This window comes from Ditibartonella apis (assembly GCF_001952075.1).
Classification (GTDB): Bacteria; Pseudomonadota; Alphaproteobacteria; order Rhizobiales; family Rhizobiaceae; genus Bartonella; species Bartonella apis.
In genome coordinates this window covers 1-15,961 of sequence record NZ_LXYU01000003.1, presented here as the reverse complement: position 1 = coordinate 15,961, position 15,961 = coordinate 1, and the positions used below count along the sequence as shown (strand labels likewise).

The window sequence follows — 15,961 nt, the reverse complement described above, 5'->3', positions numbered from 1 at the left end:
AATTAGCCTTTCGTGGGTGGAACGTCGCTAACCTTTTGGACAGCACGTATTGCTGACACAATCGAAACGCGGGCTTCGGTCAAATCCCGCATCCCTTCCATAATTGCTTTTTGCTGAACCTGCATAACCTGATTTGCGTTTTGTAATGCTTCCGCCTGATTGACACTGTAGCCCAGCAATTGATTGGTTGATTGTTGAATGGAACCGGCACTTGCCTGAAGTTCTTTAAGATTACCGGAAATCGCCTCTAACGCACCGGTATTCGCCTGAACTCCCTTGAGGTCATTGGAAATTGCCTCTAACGCACTGGTATTGGCATGAACCCCTTTAAGTTCATCCGAGATTGCTTCAAGAGCACCGGTATTGTCCTGAATTCCTTTAAGCTTGTTCGAAATTGTATCAAGACTACCCATAAATTCTATGCGCATCTGGTTCAAACCGGCAATAGCCTGACCGATTGTCTGGCTGTTGCTTTCCTGTGCTTCGATGCTGCGAGCGATATAAGCGCTATTCGATTTTACAATATCACCAAGCCCTGCCAATACAACCGAACTATTCTGAAGAATCTCGACAATTTGCCTCGTTGCCTCTCCATTGGCCGTAACTGTGTTCAGGATAGTTTCAATCGACTGTTTATTATTTTCTGATTGTTCGGAAATAACAGTCAACATTTTATCCATCGTTTCCTGTTGTATCGCCTGTCCTTGAACAAAATTGCCAGAGATATCCAGAAATTTGCCGGTGTCTTCATGCGAAAACTCGACATGGCGGGATAAAACTGCTGCCAGACGGTTAATCGCGCGTGTCGTTGCGTCGATCGTGCCGGTCTCGCCCGCCACTTTCGATGCTTCTTCACCACTTGCAACGAAAGACCATTTTTCAATGTCATAGACCCAGCCTTCTGTCGCACGCCCCATAAAGTGCGCAACGAGACCGGTACAAATGGACGAGCCCAAACCGAACATGGAAGATGAGAACGCCGTCGCCATACCACCAAGAGGGGCGGCCAACGAATTGATAAGGGATTTCGCCTGGATTTCATCGGCAGAGGAAAGAACGTCAATCGAACCGCGAATACCTTCCATGGTAAACGTCAAACCGAAGAAGGTGCCGAGCAAGCCCATAGAGATAACCGCACCAGCTGCATAAAACAGAAAGTCGACACGCCAATCGAGTGCCTTTGCCACCAGCGCAACTGCCGAGTTTCTTTCATCTTCGTTAAAACTGATAAGATCGTGAAGACGACCGCGAAGCAACCGCATGCCACCTTTAAGCTTCGGTTCTTCGTCGCGCGGAAAATGACGCTTGAACTGTTCCCATTGTGTAATGCCGCGTCCGACAAAAAAGTTCGCGTAGAGAGCATAGAGCAAAACGATTACATCAAAACAGGCAATAATCGAGTTGAAAACAATATTGTGCGCTACAAAATCGCCATGAAAAACCAGGGTGTAGAACAAGGCAAACAGCGACAGCACTGTTAACAGCAATGACAAATAGAGCACAGAACGTGTAGATCTCATACGACCCCCTTATGTATAAAAAAAAGCATGGCCCAACTTCTGCCTTATCTTCACTGCGGCAACTTGCCGACAATCCCTTTTGCCCGAAACCGGCCTAGACAGTTAATTTTTACTGCCCCGACGCACCCGCCAGTTAAGAATCAGTATAGTCTTTTAACGGTTTGGCAAATCTTTTCAAGGTATGGTTAATTTTTGGTTAACGAACTTTATGAAATCACCATGGCGTAAGTGCATCACATTGATTCCAAATCAAATATATCCCGAAACCGAAATATCCATAGACAACCCCGGTTACCACGGCGATTAACACTGTTTAACAAATAGATAATAAACCCTTGGTTGGCAATTCGTCATCTAATCATTTGCGATAGAGAGTTCATTTTTAAAAAAATTTTTTTTGATATCCGTAAGACTATTTTATAATCGTAATTTACGAAAAGAAAAACGTTATAATTTTCATCTCATGTGTCATATTTTTTAATGAAAAAATTATATATTTTATAATTTTCAAATTCAAAATTTTTTAAAATAAATATATTTAATTGAATTTAAAATTATTATTTTTATTTTAATTATATCTACTGTAATTTATTTTTTTAAAATATGCATGATAAAAAATTATAATTCGATTGAATTATTTTATTCAAATTTAAATCAAATAAAAATTTGTGGATAACGTTGAAGCCTTTTCCCTGCCGAACGAGTTTATATAAGCACCTCAATAACTCTTCAAAAATCGGTAAATCCTACTTATGATTGCCCATTTCAATTTCAATTGACTGTATTTCCGCGCACTCCGCACCAATCTCGGCTATTGAACTATTCCGCTATGGGCGATCATTTCTGCATTCGCCGGCAAAATCGATAAAACATGGTCGTTTGATAATTCGGTAAACTCTGCTCGTCAAAAAATATAAGCCGACTTATTTTCGTGACATTTTGTCGCATTAAACGCTTCAATAAAACAGAACTTTACAATTCTGCGTTTTTTTAAAGTCTCCCGCCTCAAAAAGGGCTTAATGCGTTGTCGGATCATTAAACTTATCAAAGAGTTGATTTTCAGCTGCGCCTTTGTTCAACATAAACAAAGCAGTTTTCCCATCGGTAAAAACGGTCTGGAAACCGATAACAGCTGAGCGAGTTAGAAAATTTCTGTTGTTTTCTTTGTTGTCTTTATCATCACGCAATGAAGCCACAAAATTATTTTCATAAAGGTCTGCGACAATTGTCGAAGCCTGCTTGTTCAAGACATTGATTTTGTCGCCGTAATAAACTCCCTTAACATCAACAACGACTCCACTATCGAAGCCGTCTGCTTGCGAAAACGAAAGGTCGATCAAATGAGTTGCACCGAGATTGTCGCGATAATTTTTGCGGATGCTCATGCGCGCACCGAGTTTACCATCATCGGTTTTAAAATTGGCAACCAAGGCTGTTTCATCCAAAGGGTTTTCAGGTGAATGCGGTGGCTTTAGCGACCATGTAACAGTCGATTGCAATTTCACTTGTTTGCCTTTTTTATCATTGATAAGCAAGAGACTGGCCTCCGGTTTTTCAACACCCGCACCTTGTTTGTCTTGGGACAAATTTTCCGTATCATTCTTGATGTTATCTGTGGGTTCATTATCACTATTTTTGTTTGGCATCTCCTCTACAACTGGCCGCGTCACTGATATCGGAATGGATGCAAGTTTTTCAGGCTGTTTTTTATCAATCACCGATGACGCGTCATTCGAACTTTTTATATCATCAGATTCTGTCGGCTTGACTTCGTCTTTCTCACCGGATTTTAGAGGTTCATCAGCTTTTTCCTCTGTGATTTTTTTACCAAAATTGTTTTGGTCGTTTTTTTGATTCTTCGAAGCAATGTAATTTTCGCGTAGCAATTTTTCCGCATTGTCATTTGACCCCTTGTCATTGATGGCAGCGGTTTGTGCCGGATCCGGATTATTGCGTACATCCTGATCTCGCATTGTAATATTTTGGGGATGTTGTTCGGTAAGTGGTATTGACGGACCTGAACGACTGAGGAAATAAGCACCAAAAGCGAGCACAAAAACAAAAAATGCACCAGCTGCAACCGAACGACCAGTCAATATTTTTGCAAAGTTACTTGACCGTTGCCCACGCGATAGCGAACGATTAACGGTTTTTCCTCTGTCTTTTTGATCGAAAGAACTTACAGTCGGGAAGAGATCCTGTTCCAGCCGATCGTTACGTGCGTTATCAAGACGGTCGAAAAACTCAGTTCTCTTCTGGTCGAATTTTTCGGCGATGTCGAGCGTACTCTCTTTTTCTTCCTTTTCTCCTGATACACCAGCAGGAATTTCTTCCTCCACCTTTCTGTCTTTTCCCGGAATCTCGTGGCCAGAAAAAGCCAGAACCTTGCTTTCTTCATCAATTGAAGTCGTGCCGTCATTGTTGGAAATAATTGTGCGTTTTTCCGAAATAACTTCAGTTTTTCCATATGTACTAGCCTGTCCCCTTGGAAAAGATGGACCGCCATCTGGTTTTGCCCGTTCTTCGCCGGAATTATTTTTAACTGGAACAGGGGATTCAACTAAAAAAGCCTTCTCCGACAAACGATTTAACTGCGCCTGTGGTTTTGTATCCGCATTATTTTGTTCAATCGATTTTCCATTCGCATCGTTAGAAAATCGTTTTGATAAACCACCCAAGCGATTATCGTCATCGGAGCAGTTTTTGGTGGGTGAAACGCTACGATCATTTTGAGCAGGATTTCGACCGACTTTCAAAAAGCTGTCGGCAGTTTTATCTTGCTTGGAGTTCAGTTTCTCTACATCTGTTTGGTTGCTTGAATTATCGTGCACGATTCCTTGCGAAATAGGCGCCGAAATTTTGGCAGCAGAGGTTTCCGCAGACATAACACGGTTTACAACACCTTTGTCCGCATTATACGCCGACATATTAACGGGATTTGCTTTGGTTGCAATTTCTGGTGTTTGCAATTCATTTGTACCCGCTTGCCCATTCGCTTTGCGAGAGAAAATCTCAGCTTTATCAGCGTCCTTGGAAATCGGCGTTGTTGACGCCATAACGACTGTTTCTGTTTTAAAGCCTGGTATTTGATGATTATTACCGCTATCGGCTTTATTGTTGGCAGTCTCTCTATTGAACGTGCCAAAGGGCTGCCTTTCCATGCTAGCCGTCTGTCCACCAATCGTACCAAAAGCGTCCTTGCCAAAAAATCCTCCTGCTGACGCTGGATAGGATGGCGTATCAATATAGAGGGGATAATCATCAACAGCCGAGCGACGGGGAAAACCACGCCTGGATTTGGAAAAGCCAAAGACGCTAGTCGCTTCTTTCGGAGTTCCTGACTTTGCGTCCATGTTTTTCCTATCAATGTCTTTCCCGTCAATATCTTTCCCACCAGCGCCGACCTCACCAATGTCTTCTATGTGTTGAGCATTAATGCTTGTCGCGGCAAAGCTATCTTGCTTTAAAGACGATGTTTCTGATTGACCGGCATTGACTGACTTCGTTTCCAATCTATTTTCAGGCATTTCAGTAAAAGCCGGTTCCGGTTTCTTCGCGTAATCGTTTTCAACTCTTGTCTCATTTTTTAAAGTGTTCGAAAAAGCGCTTTGTCCTACCATCGGGTCAATGCGACCTATCGGTTCTTGCGCTACTTCCTCAGCCCGTCTGTTTTCCAAACGAGTTTCACTTGCTGTTCTATCGTTCAGATCTAAATTGTCGCGCGGTTGGCTTTGTGAACTGTCATCGGCTTTTTCACGTAGATTGATACTATGCGGCTCGGCCTCGATCACGTGCTCCGGCTGTGCATCACTTTTAACAAAATGACTGTCGTCGTTTGCCGACTTTTTGTCTTCTACAACGGGGCGAGGTTGAAATATCTTCTCCTCTCCTTTGCCGTTTTGATCCTCACGTTCTTTTTCAAGAGTTTCATCAGCAATATTTTTTGAAAGTTCATTGAATTCCTCTTCAAGGCCTTCAATCAGCGGTTCGATATGTCCGTCATCCAAATCAGAACCGGATGGCTCAAACTTATCACCACGCTCTCCATTGAAACCTGTTAATTCAGAGTTCTGATTATCATTTCGCTGCTGATCGGCAATGTTGAGGTCAACGGGGTAAGCCTCATCGGGCAAGACTTGCGAACTTTTCTCTTTTCCTGAATGTAAAGTAAAAACTTGATGTTCCCTATCAGGCTGAAGTGCCTGTTTGTCTTCGTCGATTTTTTCAATCTTCATCAATTGCGCTGGTTCGCCGGATAAAGGGCGCAATTTCATCGGGTCGACGACAACATCACGACGCGTACCAAAATAATCCGGAAGATAAGCATTGTAAGCAAAATGGCAGGTCGCATTGTCTTCCCTGAGTTCGAAAAATTCAGGTTCCAGAACGTAAAAAGCCTCGACTTCACAGATTGCTGCTTCAAGCTGGAGCATATAGGAACGTCGCACAAGTTCCGGAGCGTCCATTTCGGAGAGTTTGGATTTGATTGCAGAACGTGCCTTTTCATAGATGTGCTGGCGCACTTCCGATGTCGGCTTCATTTTCTGCTTTTCTATCGACTTCTTGAGCAGTTCGGCAATATTAACCATTGTATAGTCTCAAGTCCTCTAAACTCGGTCCGATCCAATTTTATCTATTTCTATAAATATTGTTTATTGATAAATATTTTATTATTATTTCAATAATTATTTAATTTTATTATATTTTTCACTTTGAAAACTATTTCTTCAAAACAATTGTTTCTAATACAAAAAAGTAGATGGCCCACTCTTCTATTGTTGGGGACTAAAGAGCGGGCCCGAGATAAAACGGGTGAAAGAAGGGTTAGTCTATCACCGTTGATTTATCCCGTTTTCTAACGTTCGCGTAGCGCCTCCTTCGCCCGATTGAGCGGTTTGATAAGATAATCAAGTACAGTTTTTTCACCGGTGCTAATTTCGGCGGTTGCCACCATTCCTGGAATAATCTGGTGCTTTTTACCGTCTTTGGTTTCAAGATAGCTATGGTCTGTCAGGATATAGGCGCGATAATAATAGACACGTTTGTCGACATCGTCTTCAATCGAATCCGGCGAAACCATTTGCACATGCCCTGGCAAAGAACCGTAAATTGCTGAATCATAAGCGGTGATTTTCACATTCGCGTTCTGGTCTTTATGGATAAAGGCAATGTCACGCGGATTTAATTTGGCTTCAATAAGAAGTTGATCACCCAACGGTACAATTTCCATGAGCGTGCCACCCGGTGCAACAACACCGCCAATAGTGGTGACACGGATATCTTTGACAATACCGTTTGTAGGGGCACGAATAACTGTACGGGTCAACTGATCAGCCAATCCTTCCCGTGCTTTTAACAGCGGTTCAAGGTCAGCCATGGTTTTGGTAAAATCACCACGCAAAGCGACATAATATTCGTTTTTTGTAGCGGCAAGACGCGAAGAAAGTTCGGCAGCATTCTGCTGAAGTTTCAAGACTTCGACTTCGCTTGCTGCTCCAGTCTTAAGCAGCGGTTTGGCAATTTCCACTTCGTTTTGAGCAAGTTTCAACTGCTCTGTGAGGTTGAGAACATTTTCTTTGAAAGCTTGTCTATTGGTATAAAAAAGCTCGGTCTCGCGATCAATGACTTCCTTCTGGTCGCGTATATCCTGCGGATATTTGATTTTTTCCTGATTGTTCATTTCAGCGTCAAGACGTGCTGCACGCGCTTTAAGAGCAACAATTTTGGCAAGTGTCTCATCAACATTGGACTTGGCTTTTGCCGGGTCAAGAGAAGCAAGAATTTGCCCCTCTTTGACTTCGTCGCCTTCTCTCACCATCAGTTCGGCAAGAATTCCACCTTCGAGGTTCTGGATAATCTGGCCTTTTGAAGCAGGCATCACTTTGCCTTCACCAATAGCCACTTCGTTCAAAACCGCGAAATAGGACCAGACAATAAAAATGCAGATCATCGCAATGATGATCCACAAAATGACACGTGCACGCTGGTTGACGCCGTGAATTTTTACAAGTGAATCGACATTCATTGTCATACCCCCTGTTTCGACCGCGAGGATCTTTCAGGCGTTACGGTGTTGACCGGATGGATACCTAAAATCTCGTCTTTCGGTCCATCGCGCACAATCCGCCCATTGTCGACAACGATGATACGGTCAACGAGCTGCAAGACCGGATAACGATGGGTGGCAACAATAAATGTTCTATCACCGAGCCATGATTGCATCCTATCAAGTACCGCCACCTCGGTTGCTTCATCAAGAGATGCCGTCGGCTCATCAAGCAGAACAATGTGGGGGGAGCGTAAGAAAAGGCGCGCCAACATTAATGTTTGTTTTTGCCCGCCCGAAAGGCCAACACCGCTTTCACGAAGTTTCAGGTCAAGCCCATGTGGCTGATTGAGAAGGAGATGATCGGCCGAGGATAACCGCATTGCTTCCAGAAGTTGCTCATCGGTTGCCAAAGGATTGGCAGCTAGAAGATTATCACGCAATGTGCCGTAAAACAAACTTGATTCCTGGAACATTGCCCCGACATCACGACGAATATCTGCAATATCAATCATGCTGATCGGCGTGCCATCAAGCAAAACGCGCCCCTGAACCGGAGCCGAAAGGCCGGCAAACAAACGAAGCAAGGTCGATTTACCGGCACCGACACGGCCGAGGATCGCAATTTTTTCACCGGCACGGACATTAAGTTTAGGGATAATCAAAGCCGGTTTTTCTTGCGGGCCATAAAGATAAACGAGGTCTTGCATCTGGTACTGACCTTGCAAAACCGGCTTATGATAATAATCCTTATCGGTATCATGATCGACAGGCAAAGTCAGCAGTCCGTCAAGCCCTCTTTTCCCCACCCGTGCATTTTGTAATTTGCTTAAAATAGCCGGAATTTGCGCAAGCGGTGCAATAGTGCGGCTTGTAAGAATTGAACAAGCAAGAACAGCACCAAATGAAAGCTTAGCATCAAGGATGCCATAAACGCCAGCGATGACCACGCCGACATAGGCAATCTGCTGCATCGTTTGAGAAAAATTCATCAGCATTGAAGCAATTTCACGCTGCTTCAAACTGATCTTGCTGCTGACCTTGTTGACTTCATCCCACATACGGCGAAATCGGGGTTCGGCCTGCAACAATTTTATGTCTTCCGCCCGATAGATCGACTCCATCAAAATAGCATTGCGCATGGCTGACTCTTCAAGCCCCTCATTGGAAAGCTTGGCCAAGGGATATTGCGCAATAATACCGGGAAGAACAATGAAAGGAATGGCTGCAATAGGAACCAAAACAACTGGTCCACCGATAAGCCAGATGATAAACAGAAAAGAGACAACAAATGGCAAGTCGATCAAAACACCGAGTGTACTTGACGTCAACAATTCGCGCATCTGGTCAAGATCACGCAATTGCGAAATCAATGTTCCCGGTGACCTGGGCCTCGCATCATTGCGGATATTCAACACGCGGGCAAAAAACATGGCTGACAATTTGAGATCGGCCTGTTTACCAAAATGGTCAGTGACCGCAACGCGTGTGGTTTTCAACACAAATTCGAGAAGAAGAGCGAGTGCAACGCCGGAAGCGAGAACCCATAACGTATTCGTCGAACGTCCTGGCACCACCCGATCCCACACTTGCATAGCAAAAAGCGATGTGCCGATTGCCAGCATATTGCCTACAAGCGATCCCAATCCCAATTGCAGAAATATTGGCCAATTGGTGACAAAAAGCCCTTTGAACCACGATTTCGGCTTTTTTTGCAAATATTCGTCAAGCCGGTCATCGTGAACCGCAAGATGACGCTCAAGAAGAAGCAATTTGATTTTATCGGTTTTGACAATATCGGCAAACGGAATCCGCTTTTCAAAAGCGGTTTTGTTCGCCACAAAATGCACAATGGCTATGTTTTTGTCACGACCGGTCAAAAGCCCTAGCGTGCCATCAACCTGTATAACGGCGGGTAACATCACTGACGATATTTCGCTGGCGCTCACTTTGACAAAAGTTGCCGCAAGTCCGGATGCCAGTGCAACATCTATGATTGATTGCTCGGTGGCTTCTCTTCCACTCCATTTGGCAGCATTTCTCACGAGTTCGTCGGATATCGGAATATCAAGCTGGCGGGCTGCCAATAATAAAATATCCACCCATTTGGAAATCAATGAAGAAGCATCAATCTGTTCAAGCTGAACAGAAGCTTGTTCTGACACTTCGGGGCCTTTTTCCGGCTCACGCGGTGCTTTATTTTCGGGGGAGCGTCCAGTTTGCTTTATTGGCTTCTGTTCTGCCTCGGGCGAATTTTTTCCGGGCGCAGAAGCTCCTTCCGTCCGTTGGTTTTGCACCTGTGGCTCGGCATTTGTCTTCTTTGTTTTCTTCCTCAACGGGAAAGATAACCGATTGGAAATGGTTTGCGAACTAGACATTTTGGAACTTTCAATTGCGCTCACGCAAACGGGTGACCAATTGCCCCACCGCGTAATAGGCTTTTACTTTTGCATAAAGGCGATCGGATATTGCTGTGATCTGATCGCTTTCGGCCGAGAATGTATCCCGCTCGGCATTGATGACGTCAGTGAGCGGACGTTTGTTTAAAGTATATTGTTGCCAATATAGGTCACGCGACGATAACGACAAATCCATCAACTGTTTGGCATTATCCATACGGGCACTCGCGCCCTTTTCTTCTGTTTCGGCAGAACCTCTTGTGGTGCGCGAGACAAGTTGTTCATTGTCGCGCGCCTGCCTTGCGGCACGTAATTCTGCTTCGGCAGCCTCGATCTGGTATTTTTCGCGTTTCCCTGTCGAAAATTGTCCGCTCAATTGCAAACCGACAAATGTGCTGTCATTGGTTGCATTGCGCTGGCCGGTTGCTCCGGACTGACTAACGCCAAGACTGACAGAGGGGAAACGATCTGCTTTTGCAAGCCGCACCCTTTGTTGAGACGCTTTGACTTCGGCTTCTGCCGCAAGCACCGCCGGCGTTTTGTCAACATCGCCCTTCCCCTTGCTCAAACTATCCATAAAGCGCGTCGTCTCTGCAAGTGTTGCCACTTTTGTTGGACGAAAACCGCTAATTTGGGCAAATTTTCCTGCAGCTACATCAAAGCGTGTTGTTGCCTGCAATAAATCGGACTTTGCCCGTTGCATTGCCACTTCAGCCTGATTGAGATCGGAAGCGTCGGAAAGACCGGCTTTGACGCGCTGGGAAATTTTATCATGTGTGTCGCGCAACAAATTGGTTTCACGCTGGGCAGCACTGATGAGATCCTGAGCAGCCGAAAGTTCGATAAAAGTGTTGGCCATGTTCTGCGCAACATCTTCCATCGTACCGGCAAGCTGATGGAGCTGTTTTTCGTTGGTTGCCTGCGCTGCACCGATGCGGCTTGAGGTGCGACCAAAGTCATAAATAAGTTGCGAGGCTCCGACTGTGCCGCGCACATTTCCTGGGTCATTTTTGTTGTTGGAAGAGCTGTAATAGCGGTTATAACCGGGATTAACGCTATATTGAAGCGTCGGATACCAAGCCGATTTTTCGATAGCAATTTGTGCTTTGCCTTGGGCTACAACCGCATTGGCGCGCCCGATATCGGGGTGGCGGGCAAGCGCAACCCCGACTGCATCCTTAATACCGATGCCAGTCAAACCGATCGTTTTAATCGGACCATCTTTACCGCTTGCGCTTTGTAATTTTGCGATTGCATCATTGTCGGCATTTCCGGAAGATTTAGCGGCATCACCAGTTACCGTTTGTTGATTCAAACCTTCGCCATTTTCGCCTTTTGCAACGCTATTATTATGCTCGTCCGCAGCAGAAGCCATGGCGTCGGCCAACAGTCCAGGTTGACCGCTCTGGGCTCGTGGCTGGGCAGGATGATGGCGCACCACACGGGGGCTTTGCGATGTTGTTGTGGTACAACCGGCAAAACCCAAGCTGAATGCAATGATACCTGTTCCGAGCACAAACAGTTTTTGTAAAAGGCTTAAGTTAACGGTGTGTGGCACGTAAGCTCCCTTCCGCCTCTTGGAAATTGTCGGAATTGCCTGAAGCCTGCCGATTATTTTCCTGATCATAATAAGATGCACCAGCGGCAGGAAAATTCTGATAGGATGAGAAGCCCTGCCCGCCCCGTTGTTCTCTTGGCAGTGCTTCTCCCCATTGTGGTTGTGTCACTGATGCACGCATACGCATCAATTCTGCACCATATTGTTCCATTCTCTGGCGTATTTGCGGTGGCAGATAATTGAGTTCGCTCATGGCTGCCTCGGCACTGATAATGCCCAGAGGGGCTGCAACAAACATCCAGTTCATCAAATGATAAAGCGGGCGCCAGCCAGTACCATAACCGTCAATATCAATAATGCGTGGCAACCGTTCATAAAAACAGGCCTTCATGGCTTCCAAATTTGCCGATCGCTTTGCCTGACTGGCATCACGCCAGAAGCTACTGTCACGCCGACCACCGTCATAATGCATCCGCACAAAATCCGCTATCTCACTGAAACTTCTATCATTTGCATGGTTGAAAGCCTCAATCGTGTGGTCGCCGATAATCCCATGGCAATCGAGAAAAGTCCGCTCCAGTTCACCAAGTTGTTGAAGCAAATGTCCAAGAGACGTCGTCTCGATCGGGCTCACAAAACCGGATGCGACACCCAATGCAACAACATTATTTGTCCAGATTTTTCTGAAGTTTCCCGCTTCGAAAGTTGACACTTCACCCGGTGTAATTGCAAAGCCGAGATAGGATTGCAGCTCTTCTTTGGCTCGCGTCTCGGTTGTATATTTATCCGAAAAGACATATTGCGCCGAAACGTGATCAAGAAGCGGAACTTGCCATAAATAGCCTGCGCCAAGTGCAGCGGCTTCGCTCACAAAAGATGGATTTTTTCCTCCATTTGGCATTGAAAATGACAAAGTTTTGTTTTCAAGCAAGCTTGATGAAAAAGACTGCCATTCGGTTTTATATTTTTTGCCTGCGCTAATGCGCTCGAAACCGGAAGCATCAACAACAAAGTCCACTGCAACTTCATCACCGCTACCAAGCTTCAAAGCAGTCACATCGCCATTTGATGCAATAATGAGATCGGTTACCTTTTGTTCGCGGCTGGAAATTTGCTGTGAAACACCAACATCTTTCAAAAGCGTTACGAGTTTGCCAACAGAAAAATGAAATGTCGGTTGAATGCCGCTGCGGCGCAAATTGAAAACCGCATTCGCCTCAACTTGCGATGATCCTGCTTCAATCAGCGAAAAACCGGGGAAGAGAGTATGAAGCGGCGTTCTCGTTGCAATACGCGTGGCAAGATAAGGCCAGACTCCGCGATAGGAAAAATCGATTTCTTCAACATGATCATTGGGTGCAGGAAAAAGCTGGTAATAGATATCGTTCTGCCCACCTTCACGCCAACCACGATAGGCGTTCCCCATTTTGAATGTCGCGTCTGTTTTATGCACAAACTCGTCAATATCAATAGAAGCGCGTTGTAGATTGACGACGAAATTGCCAAGCCCACCTTCGCCGCCCGAATAATGCGGTCGCTTCGGATCTTCAAAAACCACAATTTCCACATTCGGGCTGAATACCCGACGCAGCATCAGTGCCGCAAACCAGCCGGCCAACCCGCCACCGACGACTGCTATTTTCTTTGCACGCCTAAGATCAAGCAATTTTTATCTCCACCTGCGATTTTAAAACTGCGATGGACAGGAACCCTACCTGCCCAAAGATAAAATTCTATGGCGGGAATTTCTCCCGCCATAGAGAAAATCATCCGATGATGATCTGATGGTTTGCCAACAATGTTTCCAAATCGGTTTGGACATTGTTCAAAGTCAGAAGGTCGGTCGACTGGAAGGCATTCCCCTTGCCATCACGGTCAATACTCAAAATCGTATTGCCGTTTTCAACGCGGGTTGAAAGGAAGTCCTTGATATTATCACCCCAGTCGATCTGGGCTTTGCCTTTGTCATCATAATGGGCAGCACCATCGGCATCGGCACGATAGCCTTGCAACAGATCCTTGACATCAATGCGGTCGGCATCGGCATCAATCTTGGTTTTGTCGGCATCAATATAGGTGCCAACTTTGAAGCCATAGACTGTGTCATGACCGTTACCACCGGTTGCATCATCCTGCTGGATCAGGCGATAAAGCAGAAGATCATGACCACCGGATTCAAGGTGATAGGTGTCGTCACCACCACGACCATCAAAGAAATTGTCGCCTTTACTACCTGTGAAGGTATCGTTGAATTTGCTTCCGTAAATACCTTCAATGTCAATAAACTTGGCGTTGTTGAAACCCGTCGATTGATAGCCGCTATTACTCAAATCGACAGTGACACCGGTGGTTGATTTGCCAAAGTCGACAATGTCTTCACCACCACTTGCCTGCCAGTATTTTTCACCGGCATCATTCCTCCAACCGCCACCACCCGAATAGCTCTGGCTACCGGCTTCAGCTGTAAAGAGGTCATTATAACCGGTGCCAACCAGCCCCGGACGATAACCTTGAGATGTTTTATCCTCGGCATTGCCAACGCCGGTTGTGACTGTTTCACCATCTTTATTGGCATTTAGGATATAGGCATGGTCTGCTTCTACAGCTTTAAGACCTGTCCAAGAGGTGTTGACATTTTCAATGTCGTTATCTTTACCATTGCCATTCCGGTCTGTCGTATGAGTATGGGCAATACCGCCAATATCATTCGACTGACCGTTGGTATTGCGCAAGACAACAACCGAATAGGTTTCATTTTCTTTCAAGCCATAGAAATGGACAAGGCCGGTATTATCGGAAACACCCATGCCACCTTGCGCATTGATAACCTGCACGGCAACCAGATTACCGGCAGAGTCAAAAAGCTGGACGGTATTGTTATAGAATACATTGGCACCATCCTTGTCGGTAATGCGAAGATGCAACGACGTTCCATAACCGACCTTGTTTTTGTTCGACAAAATGAGCGATGAATGCAAGTTGTCACGCTGCATGGTAACATCAAGCGCACCATCCCAGTCATAGTCGACAAGGCCAATACCATAAATATAGTTCTTACCACTGCCATCAATTGTCTTCGGGTCAACATCACCATTGGCACTAGCAAGACGGCCACCTTTGTCACCAAAGATATCCCAATTGTCCCATTTAACCGAGCCGTCAATAGCGTTATTGCCACCATTATGCCAAAGCTTCATATTGGCAGCACTAACACCATAGCCCGGAACCTCCAGGATATCCATTTTGCCATCATGATCCCAGTCGATAGCAACCGACCAGCGACCATCAACATTGTCATTCAATCGCACAGGATCATTTAACTGTCCGCTACCATCTCCCTTATTATAAAGAATCTGGCTGTCTTTATTACCGTTCCAACCTCTATGATTTTTGGCCATGAACAAATCCATATAGCCATCGCCATTATAATCGGCCCATGTCATGGAAACAGTGTTTTTGTAGGAATCATTGTCAATGCTATTATCCCTTATATCGCCCCTACTTGGCGAAACATCCGCAATGCTTTGTCCAAGCGACCAATTGCCGCCATAAACGCCATTCGGCGCTGTTTCGCCGCTATTTATTAGAGTAAGCAGTTGATAAAAGCCCGATTTATCTCCTCTCACTTTGCCATTCCCGGCAAAATCGATGGTACCATTGTTGTCAAGGTCAATTGCCGAGACATGGTGATCGGTATAGAAACTGGCTGTAAAAGATGATTGTCGGAGACCAAAACCGTCTCCCAATCCATAAAACTGGCCACCCCCCAAATTCGAAGATGTTTCACCTCTGTTCAAGAAAATGGAACCGGAGTCATTTCCAGAATCGCCCTGAATGACATCAAGATAGCCGTCACCATTCATGTCAAAGGTAGCAATGCCGCCGAGGTGATTTAAGATGCTAAGCCCATTGACCATGTCGCTATAATTGATGTCGACATAATTCCATTGATTATCACCCGTGCCGACATAAGCGGAGGTTGTACTCCCAGTATAGTATGCCTTAGTAGTCCAAATATCGATAAAACCATCGTGGTTATAATCGGCCATTGTATACGAACCGAAGAGCACGTTTTCATCGTTAGTCAACGCGTGATATCCGTTAACGTTTCCTCGAGCAACTCCAAGAGAGTAATCAAGATAATAACCGGTTGCTTTACCAGTACCATCGTTACGGAACACCCAGATATTCGAATTGGAAAGCACCTGCCATTCGCCATTATTGTTGAGTGCGACAGCTTGCGTATATGATGAATCTCCATCAGACCTCGACACTTGATTTTTGTTTGAAATCCCGTAATCGGGAACGTTAGCAGCACCTGTTGTATCAACGCGCACTTCGACGTCATGCGCTTCGCCGACATAGCCGGATTTCGATACAATTGCTGTTGTGAAGATATAGCTGTGGTGGTCGGCCAAGCTGCCATCAGGCAACTTGA

At 45.4% G+C, this 15,961-nt stretch carries 7 protein-coding genes; all 7 read right to left on the bottom strand.

Annotated features, from left to right (window positions below):
- Nucleotides 1–2: 2 nt before the first annotated feature.
- Complete coding sequence (locus tag PEB0122_RS07050) at nucleotides 3–1,520, bottom strand: methyl-accepting chemotaxis protein (RefSeq protein WP_075916368.1); 1,518 nt, start codon at nucleotides 1,518–1,520, stop codon at nucleotides 3–5.
- Nucleotides 1,521–2,536: 1,016 nt separating this feature from the next.
- Nucleotides 2,537–6,109, bottom strand: coding sequence for a hypothetical protein (locus PEB0122_RS07045; protein WP_075916366.1), 3,573 nt, complete (start codon nucleotides 6,107–6,109; stop codon nucleotides 2,537–2,539).
- A gap of 266 nt (nucleotides 6,110–6,375) precedes the next feature.
- Nucleotides 6,376–7,545: a beta-barrel domain-containing protein gene (locus tag PEB0122_RS07040; protein ID WP_075914287.1), complete on the bottom strand. Its 1,170-nt coding sequence runs from the start codon at nucleotides 7,543–7,545 to the stop codon at nucleotides 6,376–6,378.
- Nucleotides 7,546–7,547: 2 nt separating this feature from the next.
- Nucleotides 7,548–9,944 (bottom strand): type I secretion system permease/ATPase, encoded by a 2,397-nt coding sequence (locus tag PEB0122_RS07035; RefSeq protein WP_143238812.1) that lies wholly within the window; start codon nucleotides 9,942–9,944, stop codon nucleotides 7,548–7,550.
- Nucleotides 9,945–9,954: 10 nt separating this feature from the next.
- The gene (locus tag PEB0122_RS07030) at nucleotides 9,955–11,523 is read right to left on the bottom strand and encodes a TolC family protein (protein WP_225867822.1); all 1,569 of its coding nucleotides are present in this window, start codon (nucleotides 11,521–11,523) and stop codon (nucleotides 9,955–9,957) included.
- Entirely contained in the window at nucleotides 11,507–13,189 is a 1,683-nt protein-coding gene (locus tag PEB0122_RS07025) for a tryptophan 7-halogenase (RefSeq protein ID WP_075916362.1), read from the bottom strand. The genes PEB0122_RS07030 and PEB0122_RS07025 overlap by 17 nt, the downstream gene beginning before the upstream one ends.
- A gap of 100 nt (nucleotides 13,190–13,289) precedes the next feature.
- A partial coding sequence (locus PEB0122_RS07020; protein ID WP_143238811.1) for an FG-GAP-like repeat-containing protein occupies nucleotides 13,290–15,961 on the bottom strand: 2,672 nt, incomplete at its 5' end.

Bases quoted from the DNA above. Each gene is read 5' to 3' on its own strand.
- PEB0122_RS07050 (WP_075916368.1), bottom strand. From the start codon at position 1,520: ATGAGATCTACACGTTCTGTGCTCTATTTGTCATTGCTGTTAACAGTG.
- PEB0122_RS07045 (WP_075916366.1), bottom strand. From the start codon at position 6,109: ATGGTTAATATTGCCGAACTGCTCAAGAAGTCGATAGAAAAGCAGAAA.
- PEB0122_RS07040 (WP_075914287.1), bottom strand. From the start codon at position 7,545: ATGAATGTCGATTCACTTGTAAAAATTCACGGCGTCAACCAGCGTGCA.
- PEB0122_RS07035 (WP_143238812.1), bottom strand. From the start codon at position 9,944: ATGTCTAGTTCGCAAACCATTTCCAATCGGTTATCTTTCCCGTTGAGG.